This window comes from Bacillus sp. 3255 (assembly GCF_031456485.1).
Classification (GTDB): Bacteria; Bacillota; Bacilli; order Paenibacillales; family NBRC-103111; genus Paenibacillus_E.
Map to the genome: position 1 here is coordinate 303,987 of NZ_JAVDUS010000006.1, position 15,927 is coordinate 319,913.

General features: G+C 55.4%; 15 protein-coding genes. 12 read left to right on the forward strand and 3 right to left on the reverse strand.

Annotation, left to right across the window (positions count from 1 at the left end; genetic code table 11):
- The 5 genes from J2X61_RS11895 (at window position 1) to J2X61_RS11915 (ending at window position 6,989) form a co-directional block, all read left to right on the forward strand.
- Window positions 1-1,272 (forward strand): FG-GAP-like repeat-containing protein, encoded by a 1,272-nt coding sequence (locus J2X61_RS11895; protein ID WP_310187973.1) that lies wholly within the window; start codon window positions 1-3, stop codon window positions 1,270-1,272.
- Between the two features lie 146 nt (window positions 1,273-1,418).
- On the forward strand, window positions 1,419-2,180 hold the full coding sequence (locus tag J2X61_RS11900; protein ID WP_274469887.1) for an IclR family transcriptional regulator: 762 nt from the start codon (window positions 1,419-1,421) through the stop codon (window positions 2,178-2,180).
- Between the two features lie 89 nt (window positions 2,181-2,269).
- On the forward strand, window positions 2,270-3,157 hold the full coding sequence (locus tag J2X61_RS11905) for a fumarylacetoacetate hydrolase family protein (protein WP_274469886.1): 888 nt from the start codon (window positions 2,270-2,272) through the stop codon (window positions 3,155-3,157).
- A 29-nt stretch (window positions 3,158-3,186) separates the two neighbouring features.
- The gene (gucD, locus tag J2X61_RS11910) at window positions 3,187-4,656 is read left to right on the forward strand and encodes an alpha-ketoglutaric semialdehyde dehydrogenase GucD (protein ID WP_310187975.1); all 1,470 of its coding nucleotides are present in this window, start codon (window positions 3,187-3,189) and stop codon (window positions 4,654-4,656) included.
- 68 nt (window positions 4,657-4,724) lie between these two features.
- Window positions 4,725-6,989, forward strand: coding sequence for a YjhG/YagF family D-xylonate dehydratase (locus J2X61_RS11915; protein ID WP_310187977.1), 2,265 nt, complete (start codon window positions 4,725-4,727; stop codon window positions 6,987-6,989).
- A 563-nt stretch (window positions 6,990-7,552) separates the two neighbouring features.
- Here the strand turns inward: J2X61_RS11915 and J2X61_RS11920 are convergent.
- On the reverse strand, window positions 7,553-8,455 hold the full coding sequence (locus tag J2X61_RS11920) for a LysR family transcriptional regulator (RefSeq protein WP_310187978.1): 903 nt from the start codon (window positions 8,453-8,455) through the stop codon (window positions 7,553-7,555).
- A 188-nt stretch (window positions 8,456-8,643) separates the two neighbouring features.
- Here J2X61_RS11920 and J2X61_RS11925 point away from each other — a divergent pair, with 188 nt between their 5' ends.
- Both J2X61_RS11925 and J2X61_RS11930 read left to right on the forward strand, forming a co-directional pair.
- Window positions 8,644-9,111, forward strand: coding sequence for a DinB family protein (locus J2X61_RS11925; RefSeq protein ID WP_274469882.1), 468 nt, complete (start codon window positions 8,644-8,646; stop codon window positions 9,109-9,111).
- A gap of 122 nt (window positions 9,112-9,233) precedes the next feature.
- On the forward strand, window positions 9,234-10,151 hold the full coding sequence (locus J2X61_RS11930; protein WP_310187981.1) for an aldo/keto reductase: 918 nt from the start codon (window positions 9,234-9,236) through the stop codon (window positions 10,149-10,151).
- Window positions 10,152-10,595: 444 nt separating this feature from the next.
- Here the strand turns inward: J2X61_RS11930 and J2X61_RS11935 are convergent, their stop codons facing one another.
- Together J2X61_RS11935 and J2X61_RS11940 are read right to left on the reverse strand one after the other, a co-directional pair.
- Window positions 10,596-10,742: a hypothetical protein gene (locus J2X61_RS11935; protein WP_310187984.1), complete on the reverse strand. Its 147-nt coding sequence runs from the start codon at window positions 10,740-10,742 to the stop codon at window positions 10,596-10,598.
- Between the two features lie 24 nt (window positions 10,743-10,766).
- On the reverse strand, window positions 10,767-11,627 hold the full coding sequence (locus J2X61_RS11940; RefSeq protein WP_310187986.1) for an AraC family transcriptional regulator: 861 nt from the start codon (window positions 11,625-11,627) through the stop codon (window positions 10,767-10,769).
- Between the two features lie 109 nt (window positions 11,628-11,736).
- Between J2X61_RS11940 and J2X61_RS11945 the strand changes: the two genes are divergently transcribed.
- The 5 genes from J2X61_RS11945 (at window position 11,737) to J2X61_RS11965 (ending at window position 15,925) form a co-directional block, all read left to right on the forward strand.
- Window positions 11,737-13,797 (forward strand): beta-galactosidase, encoded by a 2,061-nt coding sequence (locus tag J2X61_RS11945; RefSeq protein ID WP_310187988.1) that lies wholly within the window; start codon window positions 11,737-11,739, stop codon window positions 13,795-13,797.
- Window positions 13,798-13,907: 110 nt separating this feature from the next.
- Window positions 13,908-14,153 (forward strand): spore gernimation protein GerQ, encoded by a 246-nt coding sequence (locus tag J2X61_RS11950; RefSeq protein WP_274469877.1) that lies wholly within the window; start codon window positions 13,908-13,910, stop codon window positions 14,151-14,153.
- Between the two features lie 12 nt (window positions 14,154-14,165).
- The gene (locus tag J2X61_RS11955; RefSeq protein WP_274469876.1) at window positions 14,166-14,543 is read left to right on the forward strand and encodes a spore coat protein; all 378 of its coding nucleotides are present in this window, start codon (window positions 14,166-14,168) and stop codon (window positions 14,541-14,543) included.
- 21 nt (window positions 14,544-14,564) lie between these two features.
- Window positions 14,565-15,701 carry a zinc-dependent alcohol dehydrogenase gene (locus J2X61_RS11960; protein WP_274469875.1) on the forward strand — a complete coding sequence of 379 codons (1,137 nt, stop codon included), beginning with the start codon at window positions 14,565-14,567 and terminating at the stop codon, window positions 15,699-15,701.
- Between the two features lie 29 nt (window positions 15,702-15,730).
- Entirely contained in the window at window positions 15,731-15,925 is a 195-nt protein-coding gene (locus J2X61_RS11965) for a hypothetical protein (protein WP_274469874.1), read from the forward strand.
- Window positions 15,926-15,927: the final 2 nt, after the last annotated feature.

A 15,927-nucleotide genomic window follows, 5' to 3' on the forward strand; every position in this document is an offset into this window, starting at 1 on the left:
ATGAACCAAATGACGGCTAAGGAAGCGCTGCTTATCGGTAAGCTGGATATTCGGGCGGCAGGTCCGCGATGCAAAATGCTGCTCGGCGACTTGAACGGCGACGGCCGAATGGAAGTGCTGCTCGTGCAGCCCGACAACCGCCAGGATGTGCGTTACATTCCGCATCAGGTGCAGTGCTTGACGGCTTACGACCTGGAAGGCAACCTCCTATGGCAGACGGGCAAGCCGGATCCGGGAGCAGGCAGCCAAGGCTCGGATTATCCGGCACAGATTGCCGATATTGACGGAGACGGCCGCCTGGAGGTGCTATGTGTGATGGACAGCAGGCTCATCGTGATCAACGGGCACGACGGCAGTGTGCGCTCATCCCATGAACTGCCGGACCCGCAGGCGCACGATTGCATCATCGTTGCGAACTTGACGGGCGGCTCTCATGCCGGAGACCTCATTCTCAAGGACCGTTATCACCGCATGTGGGCGTTGGACCGCAATATGGATGTGCTGTGGACGCACGAGGGCAACCCGGGCCACTTCCCTTGGGTGTACGATTTGGACGGTGACGGATACGACGAAGTGATGGCCGGTTACGATTTGCTGGATCATGACGGCACCCTTCTATGGAGCTGCCGGGATCTGGACGATCACGCCGATTGCATCTGGGTCGGCGATGTGAACGGCGACGGAGAGCCGGAGCTCGTGATCGGCGGCAGCGTCACCGTCATGTACGACCGTCATGGCCGGGAGCTGTGGCGGTACGAAGGCTCGGTCGAGTCGCAGCATATCGCGCTGGGGAGGTTCCGCAGCGATCTGCCGGGCTTGCAAATTGCCGGATTGGACCGGCTTGTGCGCGAGGATGACGGCAAAGGATTAGTCGGCAAGGACGCTTTGTTCCTGCTGGACAGCAGCGGCCGGGAGGTGTGGAAGGAAGACCGCAAGACGCCGGGTTGGCTGACGATTATCGAGCCTTTGCGCGGTTGGACGGAAGACGCTCCGGACTATATTCTGGCTTACCGCAGAGGCGGCGATTTGGCCCCTGCCTTGTACGACGGCCATATGCAAGTCGTTGCGGAGTTTCCTTCCGAAGGCTACGCCGTTCATGCCGACTTATGGGGCAGCGGCACGGAGCAGGTTATCATTTATAACAGCGAGTCAGCTTCCATCTATGCCAGCAAGCCAGCGCCAGCGGACTGGAACATGCGCCCTACGGGGGTTCCGCTGCCGCAGCCGAAGCGGCTGTCGAGCTCAACGCTGTATCCGGGCGGGGAAGTATAGGAGGCGGCCACCGGCCGCCTTTTGGCGTTATACAGTGCTAATGCCGCTTGATACACTCTGGAGACTTGCTGCGTTCCTTGCGATAACTTCATCTTGCTTGCGCGGGCCGAAAGGTTTATGATGAACTTGTAGTTAGGAGTGATGGCATGCCGATTATTCAAGCGCTGGACAGAGCATTGAGAATTATGGATTTATTCGACGAGTACACGACAGAGCTGAAAATTACGGAAATCAGCGCGCGAATGGAGCTTCACAAGAGTACGGTACACGCCTTATTGAAAACGCTTCAGTTACACGGCTACATCCATCAGGATACGGACACCGGCAAATACAAGCTAGGGCTGAAGCTGCTCGAGAAGGGACAGCTTATGCTGCAGGGCTTGGATATTCGTACGGTTGCCCGCAAGCATCTGGAGGCTTTATCCGAAACGACGGGCCAGACCGCGCATCTCGTCATCCTGGACGGGAGGGAAGGCGTCTATTTGGATAAGGTGGAAGGAGCCAAAGCGGCGATCCGGTATTCCCGAATCGGCCGGAGGGTTTCGCTCCATAGCAGTGCAGTCGGGAAGGTGCTGGCGGCTTATCGAACGCCGAATGAGCGGGATGCGCTCCTTCGGGATTATCATTTCTCCAAGTATACGGAAGCGACAATTACGGGGAGAGAAGCGTTCATGAACGAGCTGGATCAGGTGAGAGAGCTGGGCTATGCCGTTGACAACCAGGAGAACGAACCTGGCGTAAGGTGCGGTGCGGCTCCCATTTTTGAACACAACGGTTCGATTGCGGCGGCAATCAGCATCTCTACGCTTGTGGTTACGGTTGATGATCACTTGTTTGGCCAGTATATCAGCCTGCTGAAGAAAGAAGCGGATATGATTTCGCAAACCCTGGGGTTTCGGCGCGTTTAAGCAATTGCATGCCAGTTCCAGGCATTTTTACACCTCATTTTGAGAACGTCGTTTTATATTATAAAACAAAATGCGAGGAGTGAGCATGGATGAGAATAATCCGTTATGCCAATGAAGGAGTTGCCCAGTTAGCTGCCGTTACTGACAATGAGGAGATTTACCTGCTTCCGCAGCGCGATTACTTGGCCTTGGTCCATGAGGCTGCCGAAAGGGGGATCTCACCGCTGCAGTTAGTAAACGAAACGGCATCCAATTCTAAAGCGCTTTCAAGTTCGCTGGAGCAGCTGCAGCTCCTCGTTCCTATCGAAGCGCCTGAAGTATGGGCGGCCGGAGTTACGTATGAGCGCAGCCGGGATGCGCGCAATTATGAGGCAACGGAAGGCAGACTGGACGCCACGACTTTTTACGATAAGGTCTATGATGCCGTGCGTCCGGAGATTTTCTTCAAATCGACGGCTGCCCGGACGGTAGGCCCCGGCGGAGATGTGCAGCTTCGCAGCGACTCCGTGTGGCAGGTGCCGGAACCGGAGCTGGGGCTTGTTCTGAGCGCCAGCGGGCAATTGATCGGCTACACCGCCGGCAATGATATGAGCTGCCGGGATATTGAAGGCGAGAACCCGCTGTACCTGCCGCAGGCCAAGATGTGGAAGCGATCCTGTTCCTTGGGGCCGGCCATCCGGCTGCCCGAAACGGTTGAAGATCCTTACAATTTGCAAATCACCAGCCGCATTTACCGCAACGGAGAGCAAGTCGTCGAAGGAACGGCCAATACGGGACAGCTCAAACGCAAGCTGGAGGAATTGATCCAGTTTTTAATTCGCGATAATGAATTGTTTGACGGTACCGTATTGCTGACTGGAACATGTATTGTGCCGCCGAACGAGTTTACTCTCGCACCTGGAGACCGGATTGAAATCAATATTGCAGGAATTGGGACTCTTATTAATCATGTTGTTGATGCAGGCCAATCATCTTAAATTTACTAAATTAGGCAGGAGGAATGAGTATGGAATCCGTATTTGTTGGAGGACAAACGTATTTGAATTATATCAATGGCGAATGGCGTCAGGCCGGTACCGGGCACACAGTTCCCAGTATTAATCCCGCCAAACGCAGCGAAGTCGTCGGCTACGTGCAGTCATCGTCGCTGGAGGATTTGAATGAAGCCGTCGCCTCTGCCAAAGGCGCGCAATCGGGTTGGCGGAAGCTGTCGGGCGCAGCTAGAGGCGACTTCTTATACCGGGCGGCCAATGCACTGGAAAGAAGGCTTGATGAAATTGCCGAGACGATGACCCGGGAAATGGGCAAAACGCTTCCGGAAGCCAAAGGCGAGACCGCACGGGGCGTTGCCATCCTGCGTTATTACGCCGGCGAAGGGATGCGCAAGATCGGGGATGTGATTCCTTCTACGGACAGCGAAGCGCTGATGTTTACGACTCGGGTTCCGCTCGGCGTAGTGGGCGTGATTTCGCCTTGGAATTTCCCCGTGGCGATTCCGGTCTGGAAGATGGCTCCGGCTCTCATCTATGGGAATACGGTCGTCCTGAAGCCTGCACAGGAGACTGCGGTGACCGCTGCCAAAGTCGTGGAGTGCTTCGCAGAAGCGGGGCTGCCTGCCGGCGTCATCAATCTGGTGACCGGAAGCGGCGCGGTTATCGGTCAAGGGCTTGCCGAGCACCCGGACGTGAACGGCATTACTTTTACCGGATCCAATCAGGTCGGCAAAAAGGTCGGTCAGGCAGCGCTGGCCAGAGGGGCCAAGTATCAGCTTGAGATGGGCGGGAAAAATCCGATTCTGATCGCAGCGGATGCCGATCTGGATTTGGCGGTTGATGGGACGATCAGCGGCGGGATCCGCTCGACCGGTCAGAAATGTACGGCAACGAGCCGTGTCATCGTGATGCGTGACGTGTATGAAAGCTTCAAGGAAAAGCTGCTGACCAAGCTGCAAGGACTTACCGTCGGGCATGGTCTGGATGCCGGGACATGGCTGGGGCCTTGCGCGAATGAGAATCAACTGGCGACGGTACAATCCTATATTCAAAAAGGGATCGATGAAGGCGCCGAGCTATTGTTCGGCGGAGCTTCGCCGGATCATCCGGACCTTCGTGAAGGCTTCTATATTCAGCCGACCGTATTCGATAAAGTGACGCCGGATATGGCGATTGCCCGGGAAGAAATATTCGGGCCGGTGCTTGCGCTTATTCAGGTGGAAACGATGGAAGAAGCGATTCGGCTCGCGAACGATTCGGATTACGGTTTGAGCGCTTCGATTTATACGCAAAACATCGGCAACATTTTATCGTTCATCCAAGAGATGGATGCCGGTCTGGTCAGAATTAATGCCGAGACAGCCGGGGTGGAGCTGCAGGCACCGTTCGGCGGCATGAAGCAATCCAGCTCCCACTCGCGCGAACAGGGGCAGGCGGCGATCGAATTTTTCACCTCAATTAAAACGGTATTTCTAAAAGCGTAGTTTTTTGGGCTGTTCTGACAGCATGGCGCAATCTGGCTAGGGAACCTTATGCGGAAGGGTGAAAGTCGATGACAGAGCAATTAAGATCGATTATGGCTTTGGCTGAAAATAACGATATTTATGCGATTCGTACGCACGCACAGGGGCCGGAAGGCGCGCTGCCGCTTACCCCGGACATGCTGCTGCATGCTCCCAGCGGGGACTTGTTCGGCCTGACCCAGAATGTGGGGATGGGATGGAAGCCGTCCAGGCTGAAGGGGAAGCAGTATCTGTTGTTGAGCACGCAGGGCGGGATCCGCAAGGAAGACGGCAGTCCTGTCGCGCTCGGCTATCACACCGGACACTGGGAGGTCGGCCTGCTGACACAAGCGGCTGCGGAGGTGATCACAGAGAGCGGAGGCGTTCCATTCGCCGGCTATGTAAGTGATCCGTGCGACGGCAGGTCTCAAGGCACGGAAGGGATGTTCGATTCCCTTCCGTACCGCAACGATGCGGCGATCGTGTTCCGGCGTCTCATCCGTTCGTTGCCGACTCGCAAAGGCGTGCTCGGTGTGGCAACGTGCGATAAGGGACTTCCTGCGATGATGATCGCATTAGCCGGCATGCATGAGCTTCCTTGCGTCATCGTCCCCGGCGGCGTGACGTTGCCTCCGACGGAAGGGGAGGATGCCGGGAAGATCCAGACCATCGGCGCCAGATATGCGAGCGGCGAGCTCAGTCTGGAAGCCGCTGCAGACCTGGGCTGCCGGGCCTGCGCCACACCTGGCGGGGGCTGTCAGTTTCTCGGCACTGCCGCTACTTCGCAGGTGATCGCAGAAGCGATGGGCATGACGGTGCCTCATGCAGCGCTCGCCCCTTCGGGCCAGCCCGTATGGCTGGAGATGGCGAGGCAATCGGCCCGCGCGATGATGACTCTCGAGGAAGCGGGACTGCGCATGAAGGACATTGTGACGGAAGCGTCCATTCACAATGCGATGGTTGTACATGCGGCCTTCGGCGGATCGACGAATTTGCTGCTGCATATACCTGCTATTGCCCATGCAGCCGGACTGCGAGTGCCGGATGTTCAGGATTGGATACGCGTCAATCAAGAAGTGCCCCGACTCGTGAGCGTACTTCCCAACGGTCCGGATTATCATCCGACCGTGCGGGTGTTTCTGGCCGGCGGGGTGCCGGAAGTGATGCTTCATCTTCGCAGGCTGGGCGTCCTGAAAGAGCAGGCGTTGACCGTCACCGGCGAAACGCTCGGCACCGTTCTGGATTGGTGGGAGGCGAGCGAACGCCGGGTACGGATGCGAAGCCTGCTTATGGAGAGAGACGGGATTGATCCGGATGATGTCATCATGAGTCCGGAACGAGCCAAAGCGAGGGGACTGACTTCTACGGTTACGTTTCCGATGGGGAATTTGGCGCCGGAGGGCTCGGTCATCAAATCGACGGCAATTGATCCTTCAACCGTTGACGATGACGGGGTTTACCGCCACCGGGGTATGGCCAAAGTATTTACCTCGGAGAAGGCGGCCATCTCGGCCATTAAGAACGGCGGCATTCAAGCCGGCGATGTGATGGTGCTGATCGGCCGGGGGCCGTCGGGCACGGGGATGGAGGAGACGTATCAATTGACGTCGGCATTGAAGCACTTGCCGTTCGGCAAATACGTCTCACTTATCACGGATGCCCGGTTCTCCGGCGTATCGACTGGCGCCTGCATCGGTCATGTCGGGCCGGAAGCGCTGGCCGGCGGTCCGATCGGGAAGCTGCGGGATGGCGATCTGATCGACATTGTCATTGACCGCAATCGGCTGGTGGGCAGCATTAATTTTGTCGGTGTTGGCGCCGTTAGTGTCGCACACGGTGGAGCTGGAGCTGGAGCTGGAGCTGGAGCTGGCGCCGGCGTTGGCGCCGGGTGTGCTGAGTGCGCAAATGAAGCGGGCGTTGATCGCGAAGTCGCAGTCGGAGCGGAAGCTGTGGAAGCTTGTGAAGCTGAGGTTGGTGTAAGAGGCGGTGGAGATGCAGAGGCTGTAGAGCATGGCGGTGGCGATGGAGGAATTGGGGCGGATCTCGCAGGCACTGCTACCGTCGGAGCGGAAGCCGTTGCCGGAGTCGCATTGCTCTCGCCTGAAGAAGGCGCACGAGTGCTTGCAGCGCGTTCGCCTCATCCGATGCTTGCGCCTGACGAGAAGCTCCCCGACGACACGCGTCTATGGGCAGCCCTCCAGTCTGTCAGCGGAGGCACCTGGGCGGGGAGCGTATACGATGTGGAGCGTATTCTTGCTGTTTTGGAAGCGGGTACAAAAGCTTTGGCCGAGCAGAGCCAGACTGCTAACCGCTAATCCCGTTGCACCGGACTGGGGTGTACGTACGGCAGGCACACATGCCGAACGGTGGGACTGTCCGTGCCAATCTCAGTTCGCCGGGCGCTAACGGACACCCCAGCCGTTATTTGTAGGCGCCCTGGCCTGTTTCGGCGCTAACGGACACAGGAGCTCCTATTTACCGATTTCTCGGTGAAATCGGCTCGAAAACCGCGAATAGCGGCGCTGGTGACCGTTAGATCGTCAGAACGGCGAGAATACGCCGTATAAGAGCATCTGTGTCCGTTAGCCGGCCGCGGGCTTCATCCGATTACCTCAGCATTAACTTCGCCGGCCGGAGAAGCCGTGATTCAGACCCCATACACGGAGATTTGGAAGGCTGTCGATCATGATCGACAGCCTTTTTTGTCGAGGAGGCCAGAAGCGTAGAAGGAGGTTCATTATTCGGAAATCGATCTGGAGAAAGTGACAGGCGTCCAGCAGGTGACGTTCATTTTCCTGCCCGTTTCGAGAAGTAGATGCAGCGATGCAAGAAAAGCTTACCCGGCCGAGGTGCGGCAGGGGTAAGCTTTTCTCTTTGTCTATGACGACTGCGCATGATGGATAGCGGACTCGATGTACGCGCGCAAAGTTTTGATGAACGTACGCATGGCATATCCGACATATCTATCGCTGCGGTAGATTAGACAGATATCCTGGGAAGGCACCGGGTTGGTCAGGTGCACAACCTTGATGTCCGGGTTGCGGAGGTTCTCCAAGAGCAGCCGTGGCAGAACGGCGGCGCCGACGCCGCTTTGAACCATTTGGATGAGGGAGGACAGGGTGGTTGTGACCATATGCGGCTGCAGGGCAAATCCCTTCTCCATGCAGAAGCGGTCGATCAGCTTGCGGCATTGATGGTCGGCCGGGAACATGACGGTCTTCATGGTCTTTAGCTTGCTAAGCGGAATGAAGCTTTCCGCAGAAAACGGGTCATTAGCGCTTAAGGCCAAAGAAAATTCCTCATGGAATAGAGGGATTACGGTGAGACGCTCATCGGCCACGGGGCCGATGGTAACGCCGACATCGATGGTTCGGTCCAGCACCTGTTCGGTGACTTTGGTCGTTTCCAGCAGCGATAGCGAGATAGTGGGATACGTTTGATGGAAGTTCAGCAGCAAAGCGTTGAACATCAGATCCGCATCGCCGGGCAGCACGCCGATGGATAGCGAGCCGCCTTGCATTTGCTTCAAATCGGCAATGGCGTCCTTGGCTTGCTGGAGATGTCCGAATACAGCGGTTCCATGTTCGTGAAGAATTGCGCCGGCGTCGGTAAGGGCGATCGTTTTGCCGATGCGGTCGAAAAGCAGGACCCCCAACTCTTCTTCCAGCCTTCGGATTTGCTGGCTGATATTCGGAGCGCTGACACCCATTCGCTCGGCTGCTCTAGTGAAGTGAAGCTCTTCGCAAATCGCCATGAAATATTCCAATTGCTTGAATTCCATCGCTTTCCTCCGTTCTTGAGCGCAGATACCTTTTAAGCTTATTTTTGCGTGTTCCTGTATATCTGTCAATGAGGAAACGTTAACTTATACTTAACGTTCCGGTAATGTGCAGTGCATTGATGGTTGATGCCCCGAGACCTATACTTGGTACATAACAAGCGCTTCACATGACAAAGGAGGAAACGAAAATGTCCGAAATGATGAAGAACACGGCTCAAACTGTACGTCAATTGGTGCTGCAGCAGGTGCAGGCCATTCCTGAGGAATGGCTCGACATTCAACCCCCGTCTTACAACAACACGCTTCGCTGGAACATAGGTCATATGGTTTATTGGATGGATGCGTGCATGATGCTCGGCTTCTCCAATGCATCGGCAATTCCGGAGACATACGCCGCGTTGTTCAATACCGGTACCTCGCCGGCGGCCTGGACCGGTTCGCCCCCTTCCAAAGATGAGCTCCTCGAGCAGCTGAGCTTGCAGCTCAACGTGCTCTCCGAGCTCGCCCCCGATCGTCTGGAGGAGCCCCTGGCAGCGCCGCTGCAGCTGGGACCGTTGACCTTTCACCGGGCGGGCGAATTGCTGGGCTTCGTGGCCGTCCATGAAGGGATGCATCTTGCCACTTGCGGCTGCATGGTGAAGAGCATTCAAGGGTAAGGGCATTGTCATTGTTAGCTAATCTTGCTAACCGTCGGGCTTATGTGTCACAATAATAGCGTTACAACTAGATTAGGTATATGGCGCACTGTGATAGAGCCTTGGAGGAGGATTAGCCAACAATGAGAACGATCAAGCTTGGTACAAGTCAATTGGAAGTTCCTGTTATAGCGGTAGGCTGTATGAGAATCAATGCTTTGGAGAAAGGGGAGGCTGAGCGCTTCGTCCAGACTTCGATGGAGGCGGGAGCCAACTTCTTCGACCATGCGGATATTTACGGCGGAGGCAAATGTGAGGAAATCTTCGCGGACGCGATTCATATGAACGACGATGTTCGCGAGAAGATCATTCTGCAATCCAAATGCGGCATTCGCAAAGGGATGTTCGATTTCTCCAAAGAACATATTCTGCAATCGGTAGATAGCATTCTTAAGCGGTTGAGAACCGATTATTTGGACATTTTGCTGCTGCATCGCCCGGATGCGCTCGTGGAGCCCGAAGAGGTTGCGGAAGCGTTCGATCTTCTTGAGAGCAGCGGGAAAGTTCGGCATTTCGGCGTTTCCAACCAGACGCCTTTGCAAATTCAATTGCTGAAGAAGTTCGTCAAGCAGCCCCTTGTCGCCAATCAGCTGCAGCTCAGCATTACGAATGCGACGATGATCTCGAACGGCATGAATGTCAATATGCTGAACGATTCCGCCGTCAACCGCGATGGCAATGTGCTTGATTATTGCAGACTGAACGATATTACGATTCAGCCTTGGTCGCCTTTCCAGTACGGCTTCTTCGAAGGGGTTTTCCTCGGGAACGAGAAGTTCCCGGAGCTGAATCAGAAGATCGATGAAATCGCGGACAAATATGATGTGACGAATACGACGATCGCCATGGCCTGGCTGCTGCGCCATCCGGCACGGATGCAGCCGGTCACGGGGACCATGAATATCGAGCGCTTGCTGGATTGCTGTAAAGCAAGCGAGATTCAATTGACGCGCGAGGAATGGTATGAGATTTATCGTGCGGCAGGCAATGTGCTTCCTTAGCAGCTCGCCTGCGGGGGTGGCGCCTGACGGGCAAGGAGTTAGCGATCTTCGCTGACCCTCGCCGACTCTCGCCTATGGACACTATCCCGTCGGCTCATGAACCGGCGCTTCTGACGGACACCACGGCCGTTATTTCCGTGAAACCGGCAGGTTTTCACGCCTAACGGACACCAGGTACCCTATTCTCCGTATTCGGGCGTGAAATACGCCCGAAACGAGCAAATAACGGCGCTGGTGTCCGTTGCAGTTTCCAGGCAGCCCCTATGGAACGTATAGGGGCTGCTGTGTCCGTTAGCGCGAGCGCGTTAGCCCGCGCGTTGTGGATAGTCAGCGCGCGACCCTCGCGCTGAGGAATGCCGTGGTGTTCTAACGGACACCACGGCCGTTATTTCCGTGAAACCGGCGGGTTTTCACGCCTAACGGACACCAGATACCCTATTTGCCTTATTCGTGCGTGAAATACGCCCGAAACGAGCAAATAGCGGCGCTGGTGTCCGTTGCAGTTTCCAGGCAGCCCCGATGGAACGAATAGGGGCTGCTGTGTCCGTTAGCCCCCGCCAGCACGCCCCCGCCAGCGCACGCCCCCGCCACCGCACGCCCTCCCCAGCCGCCCGCTTAGCTCCTTTTCATAAACTGCTTAGGCGTCTCGCCATAGGTTCGCTTGAAAATACGAATAAAATAACTGGGCTCCATTCCCAGTTGGTGCGCTATTTTTTCAACGGTCATCCCGGGGTTCTCTTGAAACAGCTGAACCGACCGGCGCATGCGAATCTGCTGGATATACTGCTGCGGCGTAACGCCGTAACTATCGACGAACAGCCGGTGGAAATGCTGGACGGAGTAGCCGACCGCTCTGGCCAAGTTGGACACATGCAGGCGTTCGTTATAGTGGTCATGGATCAGCTTGACCGCTTCCTGCAGGGCGGCATTGGGCTGCCCCGCGGGGGTCATTCGCTGTTTCACCTCTTGGTCCGATTGCCCTTGAAGAACCGTTAGCAGCATATCGTACATCCGTCGCGAAGCCTCCCAATAACCGCTCTCTCCATTCAGGGAGATGTGCTGCCATAACGATTCAAGCTTATCCCAAAGCGCAGCGAAATGAGCTTTCTCGAGCAGAACGGGCTCCCGGCAGCCCAGATGCGCCATTATGGAAGCGGCAGCAGAGCCGCTGAAGGCGGCGAAACCGAGCTCCCAGGCATCCTCGCCAGGGGCAGGATCATATTCGTGCGGTACGCCGGCGGGAAGGATGAGCATCGTTCCGGGAGTCATCGCCATATCGGGACCGCCCTCCAGCCGGAAAGTTCCCCGGCCGCTGCGGCTCAAGAAGAGCTGTTGCGCCGGATATCCGTCAGGCCTCTTAAGATGCTTTTGCTCATGGCTGCCTACGCAGTACACGTAGAGCGGCATGATATTCTCCAACGTCACGAGTTCAGCCAGCAGGAACGGCATCATGCGATCCTCACCACCTATGTTCATATTGTACGATTTTTCATGCTTTCTGTTCTATTAGTATAGACGCGAATTATCCTATAATCAAAAGCGAATAAGAGAATACGACGATATCCTGCATAGAGGAGAGATGGCGATGACACGCAAGTTCCCGCCGGTCAGCAAGAAGCTGCCCGTGCTGATGCACGGCGCTGACTATAATCCGGATCAATGGCTGCAGCACCCGCACATTTTGGAGGAAGACATCCGGCTGATGAAGCTCGCAGGCTGCAATGTGATGGCGATCGGCATTTTCGCATGGGCTGCTCTGGAGCCGGAGGAAGGCACGTTCACGTTCGAGTGGCTGGACAAGCTGCTGGACTCATTCGCAGACAATGGCATCTATGCATGGCTTGCGACGCCGAGCGGCGCCCGGCCGGCCTGGATGTCGGAACGGTACCCGGAGGTAAGAAGGGTGGGGGCGAATCGCATCCGCAATTTGCACGGCCTCAGGCACAATCATTGCTATACGAGTCCCGTGTACAGGGAGAAGACGGCAATCTTGAACGGCCAGCTGGCCGAGCGCTACGGTCAGCATCCGGCGGTCGTCGGCTGGCATATTTCCAATGAATTCGGCGGAGACTGCCATTGCGACTATTGTCAGGACGCTTACCGCAAGTGGCTGCAAAAGAAATACGGTTCGCTCGAAGCTTTGAACGCGGCATGGTGGACTTCCTTCTGGGCGCATACGTATACGGATTGGCAGCAGGTGGAATCGCCGGCCCCGCATGGGGAACATATGGTTCACGGACATAATCTGGATTGGCGCCGGTTCGTTACGGATCAAACGGTTGACTTCTGCCGGCATGAAATCGATACCGTTCGCGGGGCGAATCCCGAGCTCCCCGTGACGACGAATATGCACATGATTGAAAGCTTGGACTACCGCAAGTTTGCCGGCATGCTGGACGTCATCTCATGGGATGCTTATCCGACTTGGCATGAGCGGCAGGATGACAGCACGCTCGGAGCCTCCGTTGCCTTCTATCACGACCTGTACCGCTCGCTGAAACGGAAGCCGTTCCTGTTGATGGAAAGCACGCCGAGCTTGACGAACTGGCAGCCGGTCAGCAAGCTGAAGCAGCCGGGGATGCACCGATTGTCCTCTTTGCAGGCGGTAGCGCACGGATCGGATTCGGTGCAATATTTTCAATGGCGGAAGAGCCGAGGCTCCTCCGAGAAGTTTCACGGCGCCGTCGTCGATCATGCCGGGTATGAGCATACGCGCGTGTTCAAGGATGTGGCGGAGCTGGGCCGGACGCTGGCGAACGTCTCCGAACTGGTCGGCACGATTACCCCGGCCCAAACGGCGATAATATTCGATTGGGATAACCGCTGGGCGGTGAAAGACGCCCAAGGTCCGCGCAATATGGGCATCCATTACGAGGAAACCGTGCTTGCCCATCATCGCGAGTTCTGGGAGCAAGGCGTGCCGGTGGACGTGATCGGCTCAGGGGATGACCTGGCCGCATACAAGCTCATCGTTGCTCCGATGCTGTATATGTGCCGCGAAGAGACGGGCCGCAAGCTCGAGAAATTCGTCGAGCAAGGCGGAACGCTGGTCACGACGTATTGGTCCGGTGTCGTCGATGAGCATGATTTGTGCCATCTCGGCGGTTTCCCGGGACCGCTTCGGAGAACGCTCGGCATTTGGGCGGAAGAGATCGAAGGGTTGTACGATCACGATCGCAATGGCTTGGCTATGCACCCGGATAATCCGCTCGGACTGGCAGGGGCCTTCGAAGCGCATGAAATATGCGAGATCATCCATGCCGAGGGCGCAGAGGTGCTGGGTGTTTATACCGACAGCTTCTATGCCGGACAGCCTGCTCTGACCGTGAACCGATTCGGCGCAGGGAAAGCCTATCATATGGCGACGCGGTTAAAGCCGGATTTTCTGCAAGCTTTCTATCATAAGCTGATTACGCACAATGGAATCGTACGGTCCATAGATACGGAGCTGCCTCCGGGAGTGACCGCTCAGGTGCGGACGGACGGTTCGTCGGACTACGTATTTGTGATGAATTTCAGCGGAGAAGCGAAGAGCGTGTCTCTTGATGACCGCGTCTACACGCGATTGGAATCGAATGAAATCGTATCTGGCATCATAGAATTGCCGGTTAACGGGATCGAATTGTTAAAACGTCCGGCCATGTGAGACCATGTCCATACCTAACTAACCCTCAAGGCATTGCCTCGAGGGTTATTATCGTTTGTGTTCTGGTTAAAAAAGCGATAGTGGGACATTCTACCTGTGGAGGTGTTTCAATGACAGTCCAACCGACATTAGCTATGCACGAGTCCATGGAATTTCATGAAGTTCTTAATTTCAAAACGTTGTGTGTTCTGAAATCCAAAATGATGCAAGGGTTGGTTTTCGATCAAGAATTAAAAGCGTTGATGCAGAAAGATGTGGAACAATCCTTGCAAGCCATCGCAGATTTGCAGGCCATTTATGAGAGAGTCCCGTTTCAAGCACCGATTCCCGATCGTCCAACTCCTATACGAAATTGAGGGTGAGCATAGATGAAGGAAGCGTACGATTACGATAATTTAGACCCGAGCAATGCGCTGAATATGCCGGAAATGGCCGATATGACCTTTGCCATGGACTTTCTGGTTCGTGTCAAGGAAGGGGTCATCAACACGGCGATCGCTTTGACGGAAACGGTGTCCGCCGACGCGAGAGCGCTCTTGCGCAGCCAGCTTCATCAGGGGATTGCGCTTCACCAGGAAGTATCCGAGCTAATGATGAGAAAGAAATGGTTTCACCCTTACGAGCTTCAGGAACAGTACAAACTGGATCAATTAGGCGCGATCAATGCTGTACATATGGGACGAATGAATCTGTTCCCCGGCGACACCTCAAGGAAAGGCATGTTTGACCGGACACCCGATCAATAACAGGAGTGGAGGAACACTATTATGAAAGCTGTGACTTATCAAGGCCTTAAGAATGTTGTGGTGAAAGAAGTACCCGATCCGAAAATCGAGAAAGCCGACGATATGATTGTCAGAATGACAACAACGGCGATATGCGGATCCGATCTGCATCTGCTCCATGGGATGATTCCGAATCTCCAGGAAGACTATGTGATCGGACACGAGCCGATGGGCATTGTGGAAGAAGTCGGCCCCGGCGTAACGAAATTGAAAAAAGGCGACCGGGTTATCATACCGTTCAATATTTCTTGCGGCGAATGCTTCTACTGCAAAAATCAGCTGGAGAGCCAGTGCGACAACTCCAACGAGAACGGTGAAATGGGAGCTTATTTCGGTTATTCAGGAACAACAGGCGGGTACCCCGGGGGACAGGCTGAAATGCTCAGGGTGCCGTATGCCAACTTTACGCATTTTAAAATTCCCGAAAGCTGTGAGCATCCGGACGAAAGTCTCTGTTTGATTGCAGACGCAATGACAACGGCCTATTGGAGCGTAGATAACGCAGGAGTCAAAGACGGAGATACGGTAATCATTCTCGGCTGCGGCCCGGTGGGGCTGCTCGCGCAAAAATTCAGCTGGCTCAAAGGAGCGAGCCGCGTGATCGCCGTCGATTATCTGGACTACCGTCTGGAGCATGCCAAAAGGACGAACCGTGTGGAAATCGTTAATTTGGAGCACAGTGAACAAACCGGAAATATATTGAAGGAAATGACGAAAGGCGGAGCCGACGTCGTGATCGACTGCACCGGGATGAGCGGGAAAATGACTCCGCTGGAGTCGATCGCTTCCGGGCTGAAGCTGCACGGGGGCGCGATGGGCGGGATTGTCCTCGCTTCGCAAGCTGTTCGCAAATGCGGTACTATCCAAATCACAGGTGTATATGGAGGGCGTTATAACGCTTTCCCGCTTGGCGACATTTTCCAACGGAACGTCAATATCCGCAGCGGACAAGCGCCGGTGATCCACTATATGCCGTATATGTACGAACTGATCGATTCCGGCAAAGTGGATCCGAGCGATGTCGTAACGCACGTGCTGCCTTTAAGCGAAGCGAAGCAAGGCTATGAATTGTTCGATACGAGGCAGGATCATTGTATTAAAGTGCTGCTGAAACCTTAATTGATTGAGAGACAGGAGAGAAATGACCGATGGCTTATGCGCTGCACGAAAAGCTGGAAGTTCACGAAATCGCGACGTTCAAAACGAACGGCCTGACGAAGGCGAAGACGATGAATCTTCTGGTCTCAGATCCGGCTCTGAAGGAAATATTGCTGGCGGACGTTCAACTATCGACGCGGCAGCTGCAGGAGCTGGAACAGATTATATCCAATGCGATCCTCTAGGA